Origin of the sequence: Longimicrobium sp. (assembly GCF_048594345.1) — a bacterium.
Taxonomy (GTDB): domain Bacteria; phylum Gemmatimonadota; class Gemmatimonadetes; order Longimicrobiales; family Longimicrobiaceae; genus Longimicrobium.
Map to the genome: position 1 here is coordinate 14,559 of NZ_JBMDXM010000137.1, position 15,055 is coordinate 29,613.

The window sequence follows — 15,055 nt, forward strand, 5'->3', positions numbered from 1 at the left end:
CCGCGAAAACTCGCGCAGTTGCCCAACCGAAGGCGCCGGGCGGTGTTGCACCCTGCAAGAAAGCTTGCGGAGTGCGGCGCCGCGGCGCCGCACCGCACTCCCCCGGGGCCCTGGCCGCACCCGATTTGAATCTCAGGACTCCGTCATCGCGAGACCATGACCATGACCGCCGAGGCCACCCGCGTGGCCGCTCCCGAAGCCCGCAGCCTGAACCTGCGCGCGCTGCTGGAAGAGATGATCGAAAAGGGCGCCAGCGACCTGCACGTGACGGCCGGCGAGCGCCCCAAGCTGCGCATCGACGGGCACATCACGGACAGCGGGGCCGACCATGTGCTCACGCCCAAGGACTGCATGCAGCTTACGTACAGCATCCTTACCGAGAACCAGAAAAAGCGGTTCGAGACCGAGGACGAGCTGGACTTCAGCTTCGGCATTCAGAACCTGGCGCGCTTTCGCGGCAACGTGTACCGGCAGCGCGGGTGCGTGGCGCTGGCCATTCGCCAGATCCCGTTCAAGATCCAGACGTTCGACGACCTGCGCCTGCCCCCCATCATCAGCAAGCTGGCCGAGAAGCCGCGCGGGCTGGTGCTGGTGACGGGGCCCACGGGCAGCGGCAAGAGCACGACGCTGGCGGCGATGGTCGACAAGATCAACAAGGAGCGCAAGGGGCACATCCTCACCATCGAGGACCCCATCGAGTTCATTCACCGCCACCAGGGGTGCATGGTGAACCAGCGCGAGGTGGGAAGCGACACGCAGTCGTTCTCGCGCGCGCTCAAGTACGCGCTGCGGCAGGACCCCGACGTGATCCTGGTGGGCGAGCTTCGCGACCTGGAGACGGTGCAGGCGGCGCTGACCATCGCCGAAACGGGCCACCTGTGCCTGGCCACGCTGCACACCAACAGCGCGGCCGAGACCATCAACCGCGTCATCGACGTGTTTCCCGCGCACCAGCAGCCGCAGATTCGCGCGCAGCTGGCCTTCGTGCTGGAGGGCGTGGTGACGCAGCAGCTGCTGCCCAAGGCCCGCGGCCGCGGCCGGGCCATGGCGTGCGAGATCATGGTGTGCAACCAGGCCGTGCGCGCCTGCATCCGCGACGACAAGATCCACCAGATCTACTCCATCATGCAGGCCGGCAAAAAGCACGGCATGCAGACGCTGAACGACTCGCTGTACCAGCTGTACGTGCAGCGCGAGGTGGCGCTGGACGAGTGCCTGAAGCGCACGTCGGACCCGACGGAGCTGCAGCGCATGCTGGGCGAGCCGGTGGTGAGCTGAGCGGTACGAAAGTACGAGAGTACGAAAGTACGGAAATACGGAGTCCGAGAGTACGAAAATTCGCTGGAGAGACGGTACGGGAGCGGCTTGTGGCCGGGGTGGCCGCGGCCCGTTCCCGGGTCCCTGTTCCCTCTTCCCCCTGTAGGGCCCCATGCCCGTTTTTGCTTACAGCGCCCGGTCTACCAACGGCGACCTGACGAGCGGCGAAATCGACCTGCCCAGCCGCGACGACGTGGTGGGCTACCTGGTGCGCCAGCGCCTGCGCCCGGTCTCGGTGAACGCCAAGGCCAAGGACATCAACATCCAGTTCGGCACGGGGATCAAGACCCGTGAGGTGGTGATCTTTACCCGCCAGTTCGCCACGATGATCAACTCGGGGCTGCCGCTGGTGCAAAGCCTGACCATTCTGGCCGAGCAGACGGAGAACAAGATCTTCTCCAAGATCATCACGCAGGTGCTGAACGACATCCAGGCCGGCCAGACGCTGGCCGACGCGATGAAGAAGCACCCCAAGGTGTTCACCGAGTTGTACACCAACATGGTGGCGGCCGGCGAGGCGGGCGGCATTCTGGACGTGATCCTGCTGCGCCTGGCGACGTTCCTGGAAAAGAACGACGCGCTGGTGCGCAAGATCAAGGGCGCCATGACCTACCCGGCGGTCATGCTGTTCGTGGTGATCTGCGCCACCACCATCCTGCTGTGGAAGGTGGTGCCGGTGTTCGCCGGCATCTTCAGCGAGGCCGGGCTGGAGCTGCCCGCGCCCACGCGCGTGGTGCTGGCCATCAGTGTGTTCCTGCAGAACTACATCTTCTACTGCGTGCTGGCGATCGTGGCGTTTGTCTTCATGCTGCGGCGCTACTACAAGACGGACAGCGGCCAGCTGGTGATCGACCGCACGATGCTGCACATGCCGGTGCTGGGCTCCATGCTGCGCAAGTCGGCGGTGTCGCGCTTCACGCGCACGCTGGGCACGCTCATCAGCTCAGGCGTAAGCATTCTGGAGGGGCTCACCATCACGGCCCGCACCTCGGGCAACCGGGTCATCCACGACGCCGTGATGCAGTCGCGCGCAAGCATCGCCGGCGGTGCCACCATCAGCGAGCCGCTCAAGTCGTCGGGCGTGTTTCCGCCCATGGTGGTGCAGATGATCAACGTGGGCGAGCAGACGGGCGGCCTGGACGACATGCTCTCCAAGATCGCCGACTTCTACGACGACGAGGTGGACGCGGCGGTGACGGCGCTGACCTCCATTCTGGAGCCGATCATGATCGTGGTGATGGGCGTGGTGATCGGCGGCATGGTGATCGCCATGTACCTCCCCATGTTCGACATGATCAACGCGGCGCAGGGGTAGCACGAACGCCGCGGCGGCGGATCACCGCCGTCCCGCAGCACACGCGATGAGCCCGGCCGGGGAGCGATCCCCGCCGGGCTCATCGTATCAGGTGCGTACTCCGCACCTGACCGGAAGGGAGCCGGCCCGTGCCCTGGAAGCGATCTGCATTGCCACGTTGCTCTACGGCGCCGGTTTGCCCAGAAGCAGGCGCTCCGCCGACGGCCGATATGGCTGGTGGCCGCTCGCGAGCACGGCTGGAAATGTATCGAGGGCGCTAACCGCCTCATGCATCCGGACGCTCATCCACCCGAGGATCTCCAGCATTCTGTCGTAACGAGTCTGGAGGTCAATATCCCAGAGAGGTTCGTGGTGCGCGATCCGATTGCGCAGTTCGCGAACCTCATGGAGCCTGTCGAAAATCATCTCCCGATCCCCGTGATCGGGCACGATCTTCTTGGAACTCATGGGCCACTTGAAAGGAAAGACGTAGGGAAGTCCCCGAGGCCACAGCCGCGGACCGTCGGCCCTGAGCTCGTTGTAAACCCTGGCGGTCAACTGCACCCAGAAACCGAAGGTCAGCTTCGCGATCAGGTGCCCCGGCGTTCTCCGCTGCGCGTCTGTGCTCAGGTACGTCTTCGCCCGCCGGACTTCGGCGCGTTCGTTCTCATACAACAGCGTCGAGTTCTCGGCATCCAGCCAGCAGGGGATGTCGGGAATCTGAAGCTTGCTCGTGTCGACAAGCTTCACGGACGTGTTGAAGATCGCATTCCTGAGTGTGACCTCGAAGATGTGAAGCGTGGAATGGAGAGCGCTGCTCAGCGCCATGTTCCACATGTAGCGCGCCACGCGGTCGACCTCGTCCCGGTCAGATTCCTGCGTGTACGAATCCAGTCGCTGCTCCGAGAGCGCCCGATGCAAGCCGGCCAGCGTGATGATCGGGGATTGCGTGGAGGGCATCTCCGTCACTATATTCAAGGCGTTATTCCCCGATACGTGATCGCTGCGGCAGTGGCCCCCGGGTCAGCAACCGATCATGCCGGGGTAGGAAGGCCACCCACTGGGAAGTGGGTGGCCTTCCTTGTTTCTCAGGAAAACTCTTCCCACGCCTGGCCCGTCGGCTACGCTCGAGGATATCCCCGGGTCGCAAAGCGGGCAACGGCACCCACCGCGCTGGGAGGCATCGATGGGAAAGCCCGACCGGGACATCGATTCCCCGTCGGGCTTCCCGCGTTTTTGGACGGACGTGGCGTACCCGATGAGTTGACCGTGGCCCCCGAGTGACACCGCGCGGCGCGATTTCCTTCCCTCAGACCTCCAGGATGCCGCTTTCCGAGGCGCCGCGCGAGCAGTTGACGATGCCTTCGCCATCGCCTTGCGGGAGCATGCGCAGCCAGCCGCCGGCATACCGCCACCCGGTGCAGAACAGGCCCCAGACGACCGTCTGGGGGACCGGCGCGGCGCCAGGGCGCGGCGGGTACAGGTACGGCCGGGATTCCACGCGCTCCTGCACGATCCATCCGCCCTGCTCCACCGCCTCGCGCACCCGCGCCTCCCACGCCTCCGGCGTAATGTACCGTCCCACGTGCACGTCGGCGCCGCCAGAGCTGCGCCCCAGCTTGAGGACCATGTCGTCGCGGTGCTCCAGCAGAAAGCCCGGGAACTGCACGGCCTCGCCGCGCCAGGTGGTGGTGCGCGCAGAGACCAGCCGCGTCCAGGGAATGTGGTCGCGGATGAGCGCGCGGTACTCGTCCTTCCACCCCGCCAGCGCCTCGTTCTCGGAAAGGAGGGCGAGGTTGCGCTTGTCCACCCACAGGTACGTGAGGCCGCCGTTGTACACACGGATGGCGCCGGCGATCTGCGCGCGCAGCACTGCGGTGGGGACAGGCTCGTTGGTGTAGCCGTAGAAAACGTGCACCCGCCGCTCGCCGCGGTATACCCTGGTGCCACGGACCACCAGTTCGTCCGCGGGTGCGCGGGAGAGCCAGAGCTCGCCCGTGATCCCCCGCCCGGTCCTGCGCAGCAGCTCGGCGTAGAGCTCGCTGGTCACCCGCCGCGCCTCCTCACTGGGCTCGACGTCCAGCGCCATCATCACGTTCAGCTCACCCCCTTCGTCGATCACGCGGCTGTTCAGGGCGTCGTCGATCATGTGCTCGCAAAGGGTGAGGAGCACGTCCCGGCCGCGCGGGGTGATCCCTTCGCGCGCGCAAAAGTCGGTGATGACGGGGTGAGGCAGGTAGTGCTCGCTCCAGAACCGGTGCTCCCAGCCTCCGAGGTTGGTGGCCATGTTGACCTCGCAGCACTTGAGCCCGTCCGGCGTATCGATGAAGTCGCAGCGGGCAACGGTGCTGTCCGTGTGGTTGGGCGCGGCGAACAGGATCTCCAGCATGCCGGGATCCTCGTATCCGTAGAACCGGGCGATGGCGTCCAGATCGCCGCCGAAGACCACGGCGGGGATGGCCTTGATGAGCCTGCACACGCCCGCCGTGGCGCGCTCCATCTCCGCGACCCGGCGCGCGTCCACGAACGTGGGCCAGGTGAGGCGGGTGATGTCGTTGAAGATCATCCACGGGGGAAGCCCCTTTTCGAACCCCTCCAGCTGACTCCCCTCTTCGGGATGCTCCAGCAGGTGCTCGAGAAAGCGCTCGGCGGCGGGGGAAAGTCCCTGATAGGCGTCCCGGACGTCCGGGGGGATCTGCGGGGGGGCGGATGCGATCACGGCGGCTCGTCCGGTGAGAGGCGAGAAACGCGCGCGTTGGGCCATCACGCGTGCACACGTGATTGAATCTTCACCTTGTTCCATCTACCGGCAAGCGGAGGATGGCATCCGCACGTAGCCACGCACGCATAGTACACGCACGTTTTAGAAATATCCGGTGGATTCCGGTTCGCTTCGTGAGATCCCTCGGCGCAACCGGGACTCAGAATGTCCATGAGAAAAACCCTTCTGCCCGGCACGAGGCGCCGGCGCTCACGCGGCGTGAAACATTTTGTTTATGAAAGAGAGTGCCCGGCCCGAGCAAAGGCTCGGGCCGGGCAGGCGAAGACTGCGGGCAGGGCGGCGTGCGGGAAGAAGGAGGGGAAGCCGGGCCCTCAGGCCCTGGCGAGGGGAAGCGTAAAGGTAAAGGTGGCGCCCTGGCCGGGCTGGCTCTCGGCGGTCATGCTGCCGCCGTGGGCTTCGACGATGGCGCGGCTGATGGCCAGGCCCAGCCCCGCGCAGCCGCGGCAGGTGCCGCTGGTCCAGAAGCGGTCGAACACGCGCGGCAGGTTCTCAGGGCGGATCCCGGCGCCGCTGTCGGTCACGGAGAGCCGCACCAGGCCGTCTTCGGCGCGGGCGGAAAGGGTGATGGTGCCACCGGCGGGGGTGTGGCGCACCGCGTTGCCGATCAGGTTGGCGAACACCTGGTGCACGCGCTGCTCGTCCAGCATCACCGTCAGCGCGGGGGTGCCGGAGACGGAGAGGGTGATCCCCTTCTGCTCGGCCAGCGGACGGTAGACCTCCGCCGCGCCGTTCAGCAGCGCGCCCACGCGCGCCGGCTCGGGCGAGACGGAGAAGTTGCCGGCGTCCATGCGTGACAGGTCCAGCAGGTCCGTCATCAGCCGGCGCATGCGGTCGGCGCAGTCGGCGATCACGCCGATCTGGCGGCGCTCGGGAAGGAGCGAGGCGTCCGCCGGCCACGCGCGCAGCAGCGCGCCGCTGGCGATGGAGATCACCTGCAGCGGGCCGCGCATCTCGTGCGACACGGCGGCCAGTGCCTGCTCGCGGCAGCGCGACGCGGCCTGCGCCTGCACGAAAAGGCGGGCGTTGTCCAGCGCGACGGCGGTGGCGCGGGCCACGTCCTGCGCCAGCCGCACGTCGTCGGCGTCCAGGCCGGCGCCGGTGGTGCCCAGCGTCATCACGCCCAGCGTGCGGCCGCGTGCCCGCAGCGGCAGGCAGGCAAAGGCGCCAAAGCCCGCCGGAACCGTGCGGCCGGCCAGCACCACTACCGTGCCGTCGCGGGCCACGCGCTCCGCCAGCGCCGGGGCGCCGTCCGGCATCCACCCGTCGCGGCGGGCGGGGCCGTTGTGCACCACGGCGCCAGCCTCCAGCGTGCCGTCTTCGCGCAGCATGTCGATGCGGACAAAGTCGGCCAGGGTGGGGACCAGCAGGCACCCCAGCCGCGACAGCAGTTCCGACGCGCCCGCCGCCACCGTGTCCGGCGACGCCTCCAGCACCTCGCTCACCGCCGACATCAGCCGGGTCCGGCGCTCAAGCGCCTCCAGCCGCGCCAGCGTCCGCGCGTTCGCGACCGAACGGTCTCGCACAACCTCCGGCTGCGTGTCGGTGACGGTGCGCAACGTGACGGCCGGCCGGGTGTCGAGCACGCGGCGAAGGAGCGGGTCGGTGGCCAGCTGTGTCCAGCGGGACGTGGCGCCGACGGGGCTGGACGCCAGCTGTGCGGTGCGGTTCTGCGCCAGGAGAAGCAGCCCCAGGCGGGCCTGCAGGATCTCGGCGGCGGCGAGCGCCATGGGGGCGGCGCCATGGGAGTCGGCCTCGTGGCGGCGCGATGGGCGGGGGCGGCGGGTGGTGCGCATTGCGTTAGCCTCGGTCCAGCGGTCTGGGGGGACTCTGCCGATCGCGCCCCGGCTGCTCTGCCCCTCGTCAGGGCTGCGGTGCCGGTCTCCGTCGCGATCTGGACCCAAAGCTAGTCCTGGGTGCTCAACGCAATCGCCCATCCACATCAACCTATCTATCAACCAATCAACCTGCCCCCATACAACGGCTTAGCTGGTTGATTCCGCACCCCATCCACTCCTCTCCGGAGGTTGATGGTTCACATCTTCACAGAGGGTGATAGCGCGGCGTCCGCGACTGTCCTGTTCTGCGGACATGTAACGGGGAGGTACACCCGCCTGGAACACTCTATTACAACCGCCGCCACAGACATCCTCCTCGACCGTCCAGATAAGCGGGGGCCAGGGATCGGCCCGTCTGATCCGGCGGTCACCTGTGCCTCTTTGGGACCGATTGGTCCCTTTCGATCCGCATTCCTGATTGTGGAGTAGGATACGGCTCTCCAGATCGCGCATCAGGTGGTGTGATCGACGTACGTTCGTGCGCTCCGGAATGGCGTTCATCGATCCCCATCCTCCTCAAAAAAACGCGGATGGCCCCCTGCCGCATTCCATCTACCTCCCGTTCCCGACACCTCTACAGAAGAGTGTGCCTCGTCGACATCCCTCACCCGCACCCGACACTTGGGAATCCGCCTACATCATGTAAGCGGAGGAAACGACGCGAGCAAACTCTGTTGACTCTGCTAACTCTGTGTGAGGCCAATCTTTTGGCGGACCCGGCACGACCCCGGCGAAAACGGCACGAGAAAACTCCGTGGACTCTGTTGACTCCGTGTGAGACTCATCTTTTCTCGGCAGGTGCAACAAAACGATGCGGCCCGCCGGAGTGTCCGGCGGGCCGCTCGCGCATGAGAAGGAGAAGAACGCGTCAGTCGATGGTGCGGCGCAGGCGGGCGTCGCCGCCGGACCAGAGGGTGGCGAGGGCGGTGCGCCAGCGCGTGGCCGTCCGCTGGTCCCCACGAACTTCGGCGAGCTGCGCGCGCAGGCGCATGGCCCGCAGCAGCCCACCCGTCTGCTCCGTTCGCGTAAGCACGCTGGACGGCATCGCTTCCAGCGCCAGCAGCGCACGGTCCAGCTCCTCCAGTGCCCGGGCCGTGTCGCCCAGGGCCAGGTGCAGCTCCGCCTCGGGATAGGTGAAGTCCAGCGTGACGTCGCCCGGGACGCGGGCGCCGCGGCCCTGGGCCAGCGAGGCCAGGCGCGCCCGCGCGCCCGCCGCGTCGCCGCGGGCGAGCATCTGCTGCATCTCCACCACAAAGTCGGGCGTCTCCAGCGGCGCCGCGCGCACCCGCGCCACGTTGCCGCCAAAGGACAGCCGGCGCGACTCGTTGAGCACCGCCGCGCGCACCTTGGCCCGCTCCGCCGGCTCGAACCAGGCGTTCACCAGCCCCGTCAGCGCCGCCTCGGTTTCGCCCGTCTCCGGCTCCAGCCCCAGCCCGGAGTACACCATCGCGTCCGCCAGCGCCCGCTGCACCGGGGCGGGCAAGCTCACGCTCTCCCCCATGGGCGTGGTAAAGCGCATCTGCGGCGTGGCGGTCTGCAGCAGCGCGCGGGCCTGCTCCACACGGCCCGTAAGCAGCGCCAGCGGAGCCAGCCGCAGCGCGTCGACGGGCCCGGGGTTTCGCCGCTGCTGCAGCACCGAATCGGCGACCGCCCGCGCGCGGCGAAAATCCTCGACCCGCAGCCACAGCCGCACCTGCACGATCCCCAGCCGCAGCCGCTGCTCCGGGTCCGTCGTCAGCGTTCGCGCCTGGGCCAGCTCGGCAAAGGCGGAGGGGGCGCCCTGCCGCACGTTGCGCAGCTCCCCCAGCGCCTCAAGCGCCAGCGCCAGCCCCTCGTGGGCGTCGGCGCTCTGCGGAAAGGCGCGCGTCCACTCCAGCGTGATGCGGCGCAGCTCCCTGCGGCTGTACTGCGTGGCGGCCCGGCGGGTGGGCGGCACCGTTCCCGGGCGCACCGCGGCCACGTCCGCCATGGTCCAGGGGACAAAGGCCAGCGTGTCGCCGGCCAGCGACGGGTAGGCGGCGAACCCCTCCACCGCCGCCCCCACCCGCCGGTAGCCGGTGCGCAGGTTCGTCTCGTCCGTGCGCAGCAGCTCGTTGAGCCGCGCGAACCCCGCGCCGCGAAACGCCAGGTGCGACGAGGGGATGGTGCGCAGCGCGCGGCTGTACGCCTGCACGGCGCGGTGGTAGCTGCTCTCGAAGCGAAAGCCGGACGGGCTGGTAGGGTCGGCCACCACCAGCTGGTCGTCGCGGGTGCATTCACCCAGGCCGAACCAGGCCGCGAAGTCGCTGCTGTCCCGGGCCACCAGCCGCTCGTAGACCCCGCACGCGTCCGGGTAGCGCATCTCCCCCAGCGCCACCAGCGCGCCGGCCAGCATCCGCTCGCGGCCCGAAAGCTCCGCGCTGTCGGCCAGGGCGCGCGCGGCGTTCTCGCGCCAGCTGGTCTTTTGCGCCAGCCCGCCCCACGCCACCGCCTGCGCCAGCCACAGGTGGGCCGCCGCGTACCCGGGGTCCAGCTGCACCGCGCGCTCCAGCTCCGCCCCCGCGCGCTCCAGCTCCCACCGCGACATGGCCAGGCGCCCCCGCTGGTACGCCTGCCACGCCGCCAGCGAGGTGGTGCCCGCCGCGTCGCGCGCGTCGCCCGTGCGCCCCAGCAGCGACCACGCCAGCGTGCCGAACCGCGCCGAGATCGCCCCCAGGTCGCTCCCCACGCGGATGGTCGCGGATTCCACCGGGTCGCCGCCGCGGGCCACGTCGTACAGCGCCGCGCGCACCATGATGCTGTCGCCCAGCGGGGTGATCTCGCCCCACACCAGCTTTCCCGCCCCCGCCGACCGGGCGATGCGACGCGCCTCGCGCAGGCTCTCCGGCGGCCCGTTGCGCGAGAGCAGGTCGCGGGTGCGCTGCGCGTCCACCAGCTGCAGGTCCGACCACCGCGAAAAGGCGTCGTGCAGCAGCAGCTCCGCCTGGTCCGGCGTGACCGGCGACGTGCCGCGCTGGGCAAAGGGAAGGACGATGTAGACGGACGCGTTCACCGGCTCGCCCTCCTCGCCCCCGCGCCATGCGACCAGCCCCACCACCACCGCGGCCAGGACCGCCACCAGCGCGAGCGCCGGCGCCAGCCACCTTCGGATCCCCGGCGCGGCGGACGGCCGCGGGGGCGCCTGGGGCTCCACCGCCTCCGCCGCTTCGGGGTGCGGCACCGCGTCCGGCACGGCGGCGGGCGCCTGCACCGGCGTGGCCACCGCCTGCCCGCCGGGCGCGGCGGCGAACGTGGGCATCGGCGTGGGCTCGGCGCTGCGCGGGGCCTCGCGCAGGCGCAGCGCGAACTCCTCCACCGCCGCGTCGGGCTCCGCCTCCATCTCCGCCCGCATCAGCGCCGCGTGCGCGGTGGCGTGGCGGATGGCCGCCGCGCGCTCGCCGCCGGCCTCCAGCGCCTGCATGGTGCGCAGGGCAATGCGCGAGCTGAACGGGTCGTGCCGGGCCAGCTGCTTCCACCACTCCGCCGCGCCGCGAAAGTCGCCCTCCGCCTCGCGCCCCTCGGCCAGCTGCTCCAGCGCCCGCGCAAAGGCCCGCGCGTGGCGGTCGCGCTCTTCCTCGGCCCAGCGCTCGAATTCCGGCGCGTCCGCCACCACGAACCCGTCCAGAAACGGCCCGCCGTACGCCGCCACCGCGGCCTCGGGGTCGTCCGCCTCCAGCGCGGCAAGGAAATCCGCCAGGTCGCTGCGCACGGTGGCCGGGTCCAGCGCGATCTCGTCGCCGGCGGAGACGAACATGTCCTCCCCCACCGCCTTGCGCAGGATGTACAGCGATTCGGAAAGCAGGTGGCGCGCGGAGTCGCCCGGGTGCTCGGGCCACAGGTAGCCGATCAGCCGCTCCCGCCGCACCATGCGCCCGCGCGCGGAGGCCAGCAGGGCCAGCAGCGCCAACCGCCGCCGGTGCACGGCGCGGCCGGTCACCGGGACCCCGCCACGCAGCAGCGCGGCTCCTCCCAGCACTTTCAGCACGAACATGGGCAGGTTGTCGGGCGGGTTGACGGCCGCGGGAAACAAGGTTGAGCGGGTGCCCCCATACTGTACCCGCGAACAGGGCCGCGCAAGCGCGGGGCCGGAGCCGGAATCGGGAAAATGGCGAGAAGCGGCGTCATCAGGATCGTCCCGTACTCCCGGCGCGGCCAGCGGCGTTCCGACGGACCGGCGGGGCGCCGGTAGCAGATTCAAACAGTTTGTTTTGTCCGGTACACGGTGTACCTTGCCCGGCATCCGCGCGCCGTGGACGGTGCGCCGGTACCGCGGTCCCCCGCCCCATCGAGGCGCGGACCCTTCCCATCACCCCCATGGAGGGATACGAACGATGCGTACGTCACTGGCAGGACGCGCCGGCGTTGCCGGCCTCACCCGCGCCCTTTTGCTCGCGCTGGCGCTGGGCGCCTGCGGCGGAGGGGAGGACGAAGGCACCAGGGGCGACGCGAACCCGTCCGCCGACACGCGGGCCGCCACCGCCGCCACTGAGTCGGCCCCCGCCGCCGCCGACACCTGCACCGGCCCGCCGCCCGCCTTTGCCCACGCCGTGCTCACCGGCTCGTGGAGCGCCCTGCAGGACTCGCTCAAGGCGCACAACGTCACTTTTCCCAACACCCCGGAGAACGTGGCCGTCGACACCGTCCAGCTGTGCAACGGGTGCAAGCAGATGGTGCCGGTGGAGATCCGCTCCACCAACCTGACGCCCTGCCTGAGCCCGGCCAACATGAAGGAGTCGCACCCGCACATCGTGGGGCAGTTCACCGTCCTGGACACCGTTCCGCCCGAGGCCGGATGGGCCGACACGCTGTACCCGGGTGCCACCCTGCTCCTTTTCGCCAAGCTGGCCGCCGGGCCCGCCACGCTGGTCTACCAGGACGGCGCCAACGGCAAGACGGCGCCGCCCACCGCGTGGATGTTCTGGTACTGCCGCGACGCGCATCCGCGCGGCAAGGTCGCACAGGCGCGGTGGCGTCCGCGCAACGGCTCCGACGTCACCGGTGCCCCCGGCCCCGTCCATCCGCCCAAGGGTGGGATGGGGGATGACGAAGGCGGCGGCGCCTACGGGTGGATGGCGTGCGCCAGCGGCTGCTGCCAGTTCTACACGCCTCCGCCCAACCCCATCATCACCGAGGAGATTCCGGGGCAGGGGAAAGGCCCGGAAACCAACCCGGGAAGCAGGCGGCCCACCTGGTGCCCGGCGCCGACCACCTGAGCCCGCCCTCCATCCGGAACCGCCCTCGAACGGGGGCGGTTCCCCCGCACACACCCAGGTTCATGGAGCCGACCATGCGAAGCTCGCTCACACGTCCATCAGGCGCGGCGCGGCTCGGATCCCGCCTTCTGCTGGCGCTGGCCCTGTGCGCCTGCGGCGGCGGCGCGGACGACGACGCCCCGGAGGCGCGCCAGGCGGACGCGGCCGCCGCCTCCGCCAGCCAGGCCACGGGCCCGGCCGCCTGCCCCGCCCCGCCCACGGTGACGGACCCCAAGCTGTTTACGGGGCCCTGGGCCGTCTTCAGCCGGCACATGACGGAGATCGGCGCGCGCTTCGCCGAGCCGTCGGACAGCAGCACGGCCACCGTCCGGTTCTGCAAGGACTGCGGCTCGGCGGAGGTGCAGATCGTTTCCGAGGCCACCACCTACTGCACCACGCCCGAGCAGATGGACAGCGGTGGCTCGCGCATCCTGGCCATCATGGTGCTGAAGAGCGCCTACGCGGGCAATCCCGAGCAGGGCTGGGAACCGATCCCCGCCAACGACAGCATCTTCATGTTCGCGGGCAGCACGGACGGCCCGGCGACGCTGGTGTATCGAAGCAGGGACCGCCGGAATGCCGTGGTGGCGCCCGAGAGCAGCTGGACCTTCTACTACTGCCGCGACAACCACCCCCGCCCCGCCGGTGCCCGGGCCCGTTGGCGGCCCCGCACGCCGGTCCTGCCCGGCCCGGGGGACGATGACGGCGGCGGCGCCTACGGCTGGATGGCGTGCGCCAGCGGCTGCTGCCAGTTCTACACGCCTCCGCCCAACGAGGCCGAGACGTACCGGACCACCCCGCCGCGGGCGAATCCCAACGCGCCCGACTCGGCACGCAGCGGCCGCGGCTGGGGCCGCCCCCCCTGGTGCCCGGCCGACAGCGCCGGAATCCCCTGAGCCGTCGCTGAACCCCTCTCCTCCCCGGCAAGTGTCGCGCGGGGGGAGGAGAGGGGACCTACCCTCTTACGCCATCAGCGACAAGCTTGCATCGAAGCGTTGCAAATGCAACGTTTCGTTGCGGCGCCGCGCGGAATCGTATCCGGACGTAAATCCGGGAAACCCGCTGGTGGGGCGGAGAATCCCCCCGCCGCCCCCGCGGTTCGGGCCTTGCCCCTGCGCGTGAAGCGGCGCGCCCTCCCGTCGTGGACACCCCCACCCCGATCCTCCCCGTGAGCCGAAAGCTTCTGCTGGTCGACGACGATCCCGCCATGCTGGTGGCGCTGGAGTTCCACTTCATGCGCGCCAACTTCGAGGTGCGCACCGCCGCCAGCGCCGAAGAGGCGCTGGGCATGCTGCACGAGTACCGCCCCGACGTGGTGCTTACCGACGTGCAGATGGGCGGGATGAGCGGGCTGGAGCTGCTGGACGCCGTCAACAAGGGGATGCCGGAGGTGGACGTGATCGTCATCACCGGCTACGAGGACATGCGCACCACCATCGACGCCATCCGCAACGGGGCGTACGACTACCTGGTCAAGCCGGTCGACGTGGACCAGCTGGAGCTGGTGGTGAACCGCTGCCTGCGCGACCGCGCCGCCCGCCGCCGCGGCGGCGAGGCCCCCGAGGGCCCGCCCGCGGGCCGCCCGGTGGACGCCGGCGTGGGCCGATCGCCGCAGATGATCGAGATCTACAAGCTCATCGGCATGCTGGCGTCGTCGCGCACGCCGGTGCTCATCCGCGGCGAGACGGGGACGGGCAAGGAGCTGGTGGCCACCGCCATCCACAACTACTCCCCCTGGAGCGGCGAGCCGTTTGTCGCCATCAACTGCACCGCCCTGGCCGAGTCGCTGCTGGAGTCGGAGCTGTTTGGCCACGTGAAGGGCGCGTTCACCGGCGCCATGGGCGACCGGCGCGGCAAGTTCGAGCTGGCGGGAAGCGGCACCATCTTCCTGGACGAGATCGGCGACACCACGCCGTCGTTCCAGGCCAAGCTGCTGCGCGTGCTGCAGGCCCGCGAGTTCTACCCCGTCGGCAGCGAGCGGCCGCGCAAAACGCAGGCGCGGGTGATCGCCGCCACGCACCGCCCCATCGAAGAGCTCATCCGCTCCGGCCAGTTTCGCGAAGACCTGTACTTTCGCCTGCGGGTGGTGGAGATCAACGTCCCCCCGCTGCGCGACCGCAAGGAAGACATCCCCATCCTGGCCGAGCACCTGCTGGCCCGCGCCTCACGCGAGCTGGGCAAGGACGTGCGCATCATCCCGCCGCGGGTCATGCAGTTGCTGCAGGAGCACGCGTGGCCCGGCAACGTGCGGGAGATGGAAAACGCCATCACCCGCGCGGCGGTGCTGGCCCACGGCCCCGCGCTAAGCCCCGACCACTTTGCGCTGCACGAAGCGAACGGCAAGTCCGCGCCGGAAGCCGCCAGCGAGGAGGACGAGATCGGCACGCTGGCGCAGGCGCAGCGGCGGCACGTGGAGCGGGTGCTGGGGCACACCGGCGGCAACAAGAGCCGCGCCGCGCGCATCCTGGGCATCTCGCGCCCGCGCCTGGACCGCCTGCTGGCCCAGTATCAGGACGGCATTGTCGAAGTGGAGGTCTGATACCAAATCCGGCAAAAC

The 15,055-nt window shown here is 69.8% G+C and carries 9 protein-coding genes; 5 read left to right on the forward strand and 4 right to left on the reverse strand.

Translation table 11 applies throughout. From position 1 onward, the window contains the following. Positions 1-156: 156 nt before the first annotated feature. Positions 157-1,278 carry a type IV pilus twitching motility protein PilT gene (locus ACOJUJ_RS15145; protein WP_420127729.1) on the forward strand — a complete coding sequence of 374 codons (1,122 nt, stop codon included), beginning with the start codon at positions 157-159 and terminating at the stop codon, positions 1,276-1,278. Between the two features lie 151 nt (positions 1,279-1,429). After that, positions 1,430-2,632: a type II secretion system F family protein gene (locus tag ACOJUJ_RS15150; protein WP_420127730.1), complete on the forward strand. Its 1,203-nt coding sequence runs from the start codon at positions 1,430-1,432 to the stop codon at positions 2,630-2,632. A 162-nt stretch (positions 2,633-2,794) separates the two neighbouring features. Here ACOJUJ_RS15150 and ACOJUJ_RS15155 read toward each other — a convergent pair whose 3' ends face one another. The 4 genes from ACOJUJ_RS15155 to ACOJUJ_RS15170 form a co-directional block, all read right to left on the reverse strand. Continuing rightward, on the reverse strand, positions 2,795-3,571 hold the full coding sequence (locus ACOJUJ_RS15155; protein ID WP_420127782.1) for an Abi family protein: 777 nt from the start codon (positions 3,569-3,571) through the stop codon (positions 2,795-2,797). A 349-nt stretch (positions 3,572-3,920) separates the two neighbouring features. After that, positions 3,921-5,330 carry a hypothetical protein gene (locus ACOJUJ_RS15160; RefSeq protein ID WP_420127731.1) on the reverse strand — a complete coding sequence of 470 codons (1,410 nt, stop codon included), beginning with the start codon at positions 5,328-5,330 and terminating at the stop codon, positions 3,921-3,923. Between the two features lie 374 nt (positions 5,331-5,704). After that, the gene (locus tag ACOJUJ_RS15165; protein ID WP_420127732.1) at positions 5,705-7,186 is read right to left on the reverse strand and encodes a sensor histidine kinase; all 1,482 of its coding nucleotides are present in this window, start codon (positions 7,184-7,186) and stop codon (positions 5,705-5,707) included. Between the two features lie 910 nt (positions 7,187-8,096). Continuing rightward, positions 8,097-11,237 (reverse strand): BTAD domain-containing putative transcriptional regulator, encoded by a 3,141-nt coding sequence (locus ACOJUJ_RS15170; protein WP_420127733.1) that lies wholly within the window; start codon positions 11,235-11,237, stop codon positions 8,097-8,099. Between the two features lie 340 nt (positions 11,238-11,577). On the opposite strand from ACOJUJ_RS15170, the gene ACOJUJ_RS15175 reads away from it, so the two are divergent. The 3 genes from ACOJUJ_RS15175 to ACOJUJ_RS15185 all read left to right on the forward strand — a co-directional run bounded on the left by ACOJUJ_RS15175 (position 11,578) and on the right by ACOJUJ_RS15185 (position 15,037). Then, positions 11,578-12,459, forward strand: coding sequence for a hypothetical protein (locus tag ACOJUJ_RS15175; protein ID WP_420127734.1), 882 nt, complete (start codon positions 11,578-11,580; stop codon positions 12,457-12,459). A 74-nt stretch (positions 12,460-12,533) separates the two neighbouring features. Continuing rightward, positions 12,534-13,394 (forward strand): hypothetical protein, encoded by an 861-nt coding sequence (locus ACOJUJ_RS15180; RefSeq protein WP_420127735.1) that lies wholly within the window; start codon positions 12,534-12,536, stop codon positions 13,392-13,394. 272 nt (positions 13,395-13,666) lie between these two features. Further along, positions 13,667-15,037 carry a sigma-54-dependent transcriptional regulator gene (locus tag ACOJUJ_RS15185; RefSeq protein WP_420127736.1) on the forward strand — a complete coding sequence of 457 codons (1,371 nt, stop codon included), beginning with the start codon at positions 13,667-13,669 and terminating at the stop codon, positions 15,035-15,037. The last annotated feature ends 18 nt before the right edge of the window (positions 15,038-15,055 follow it).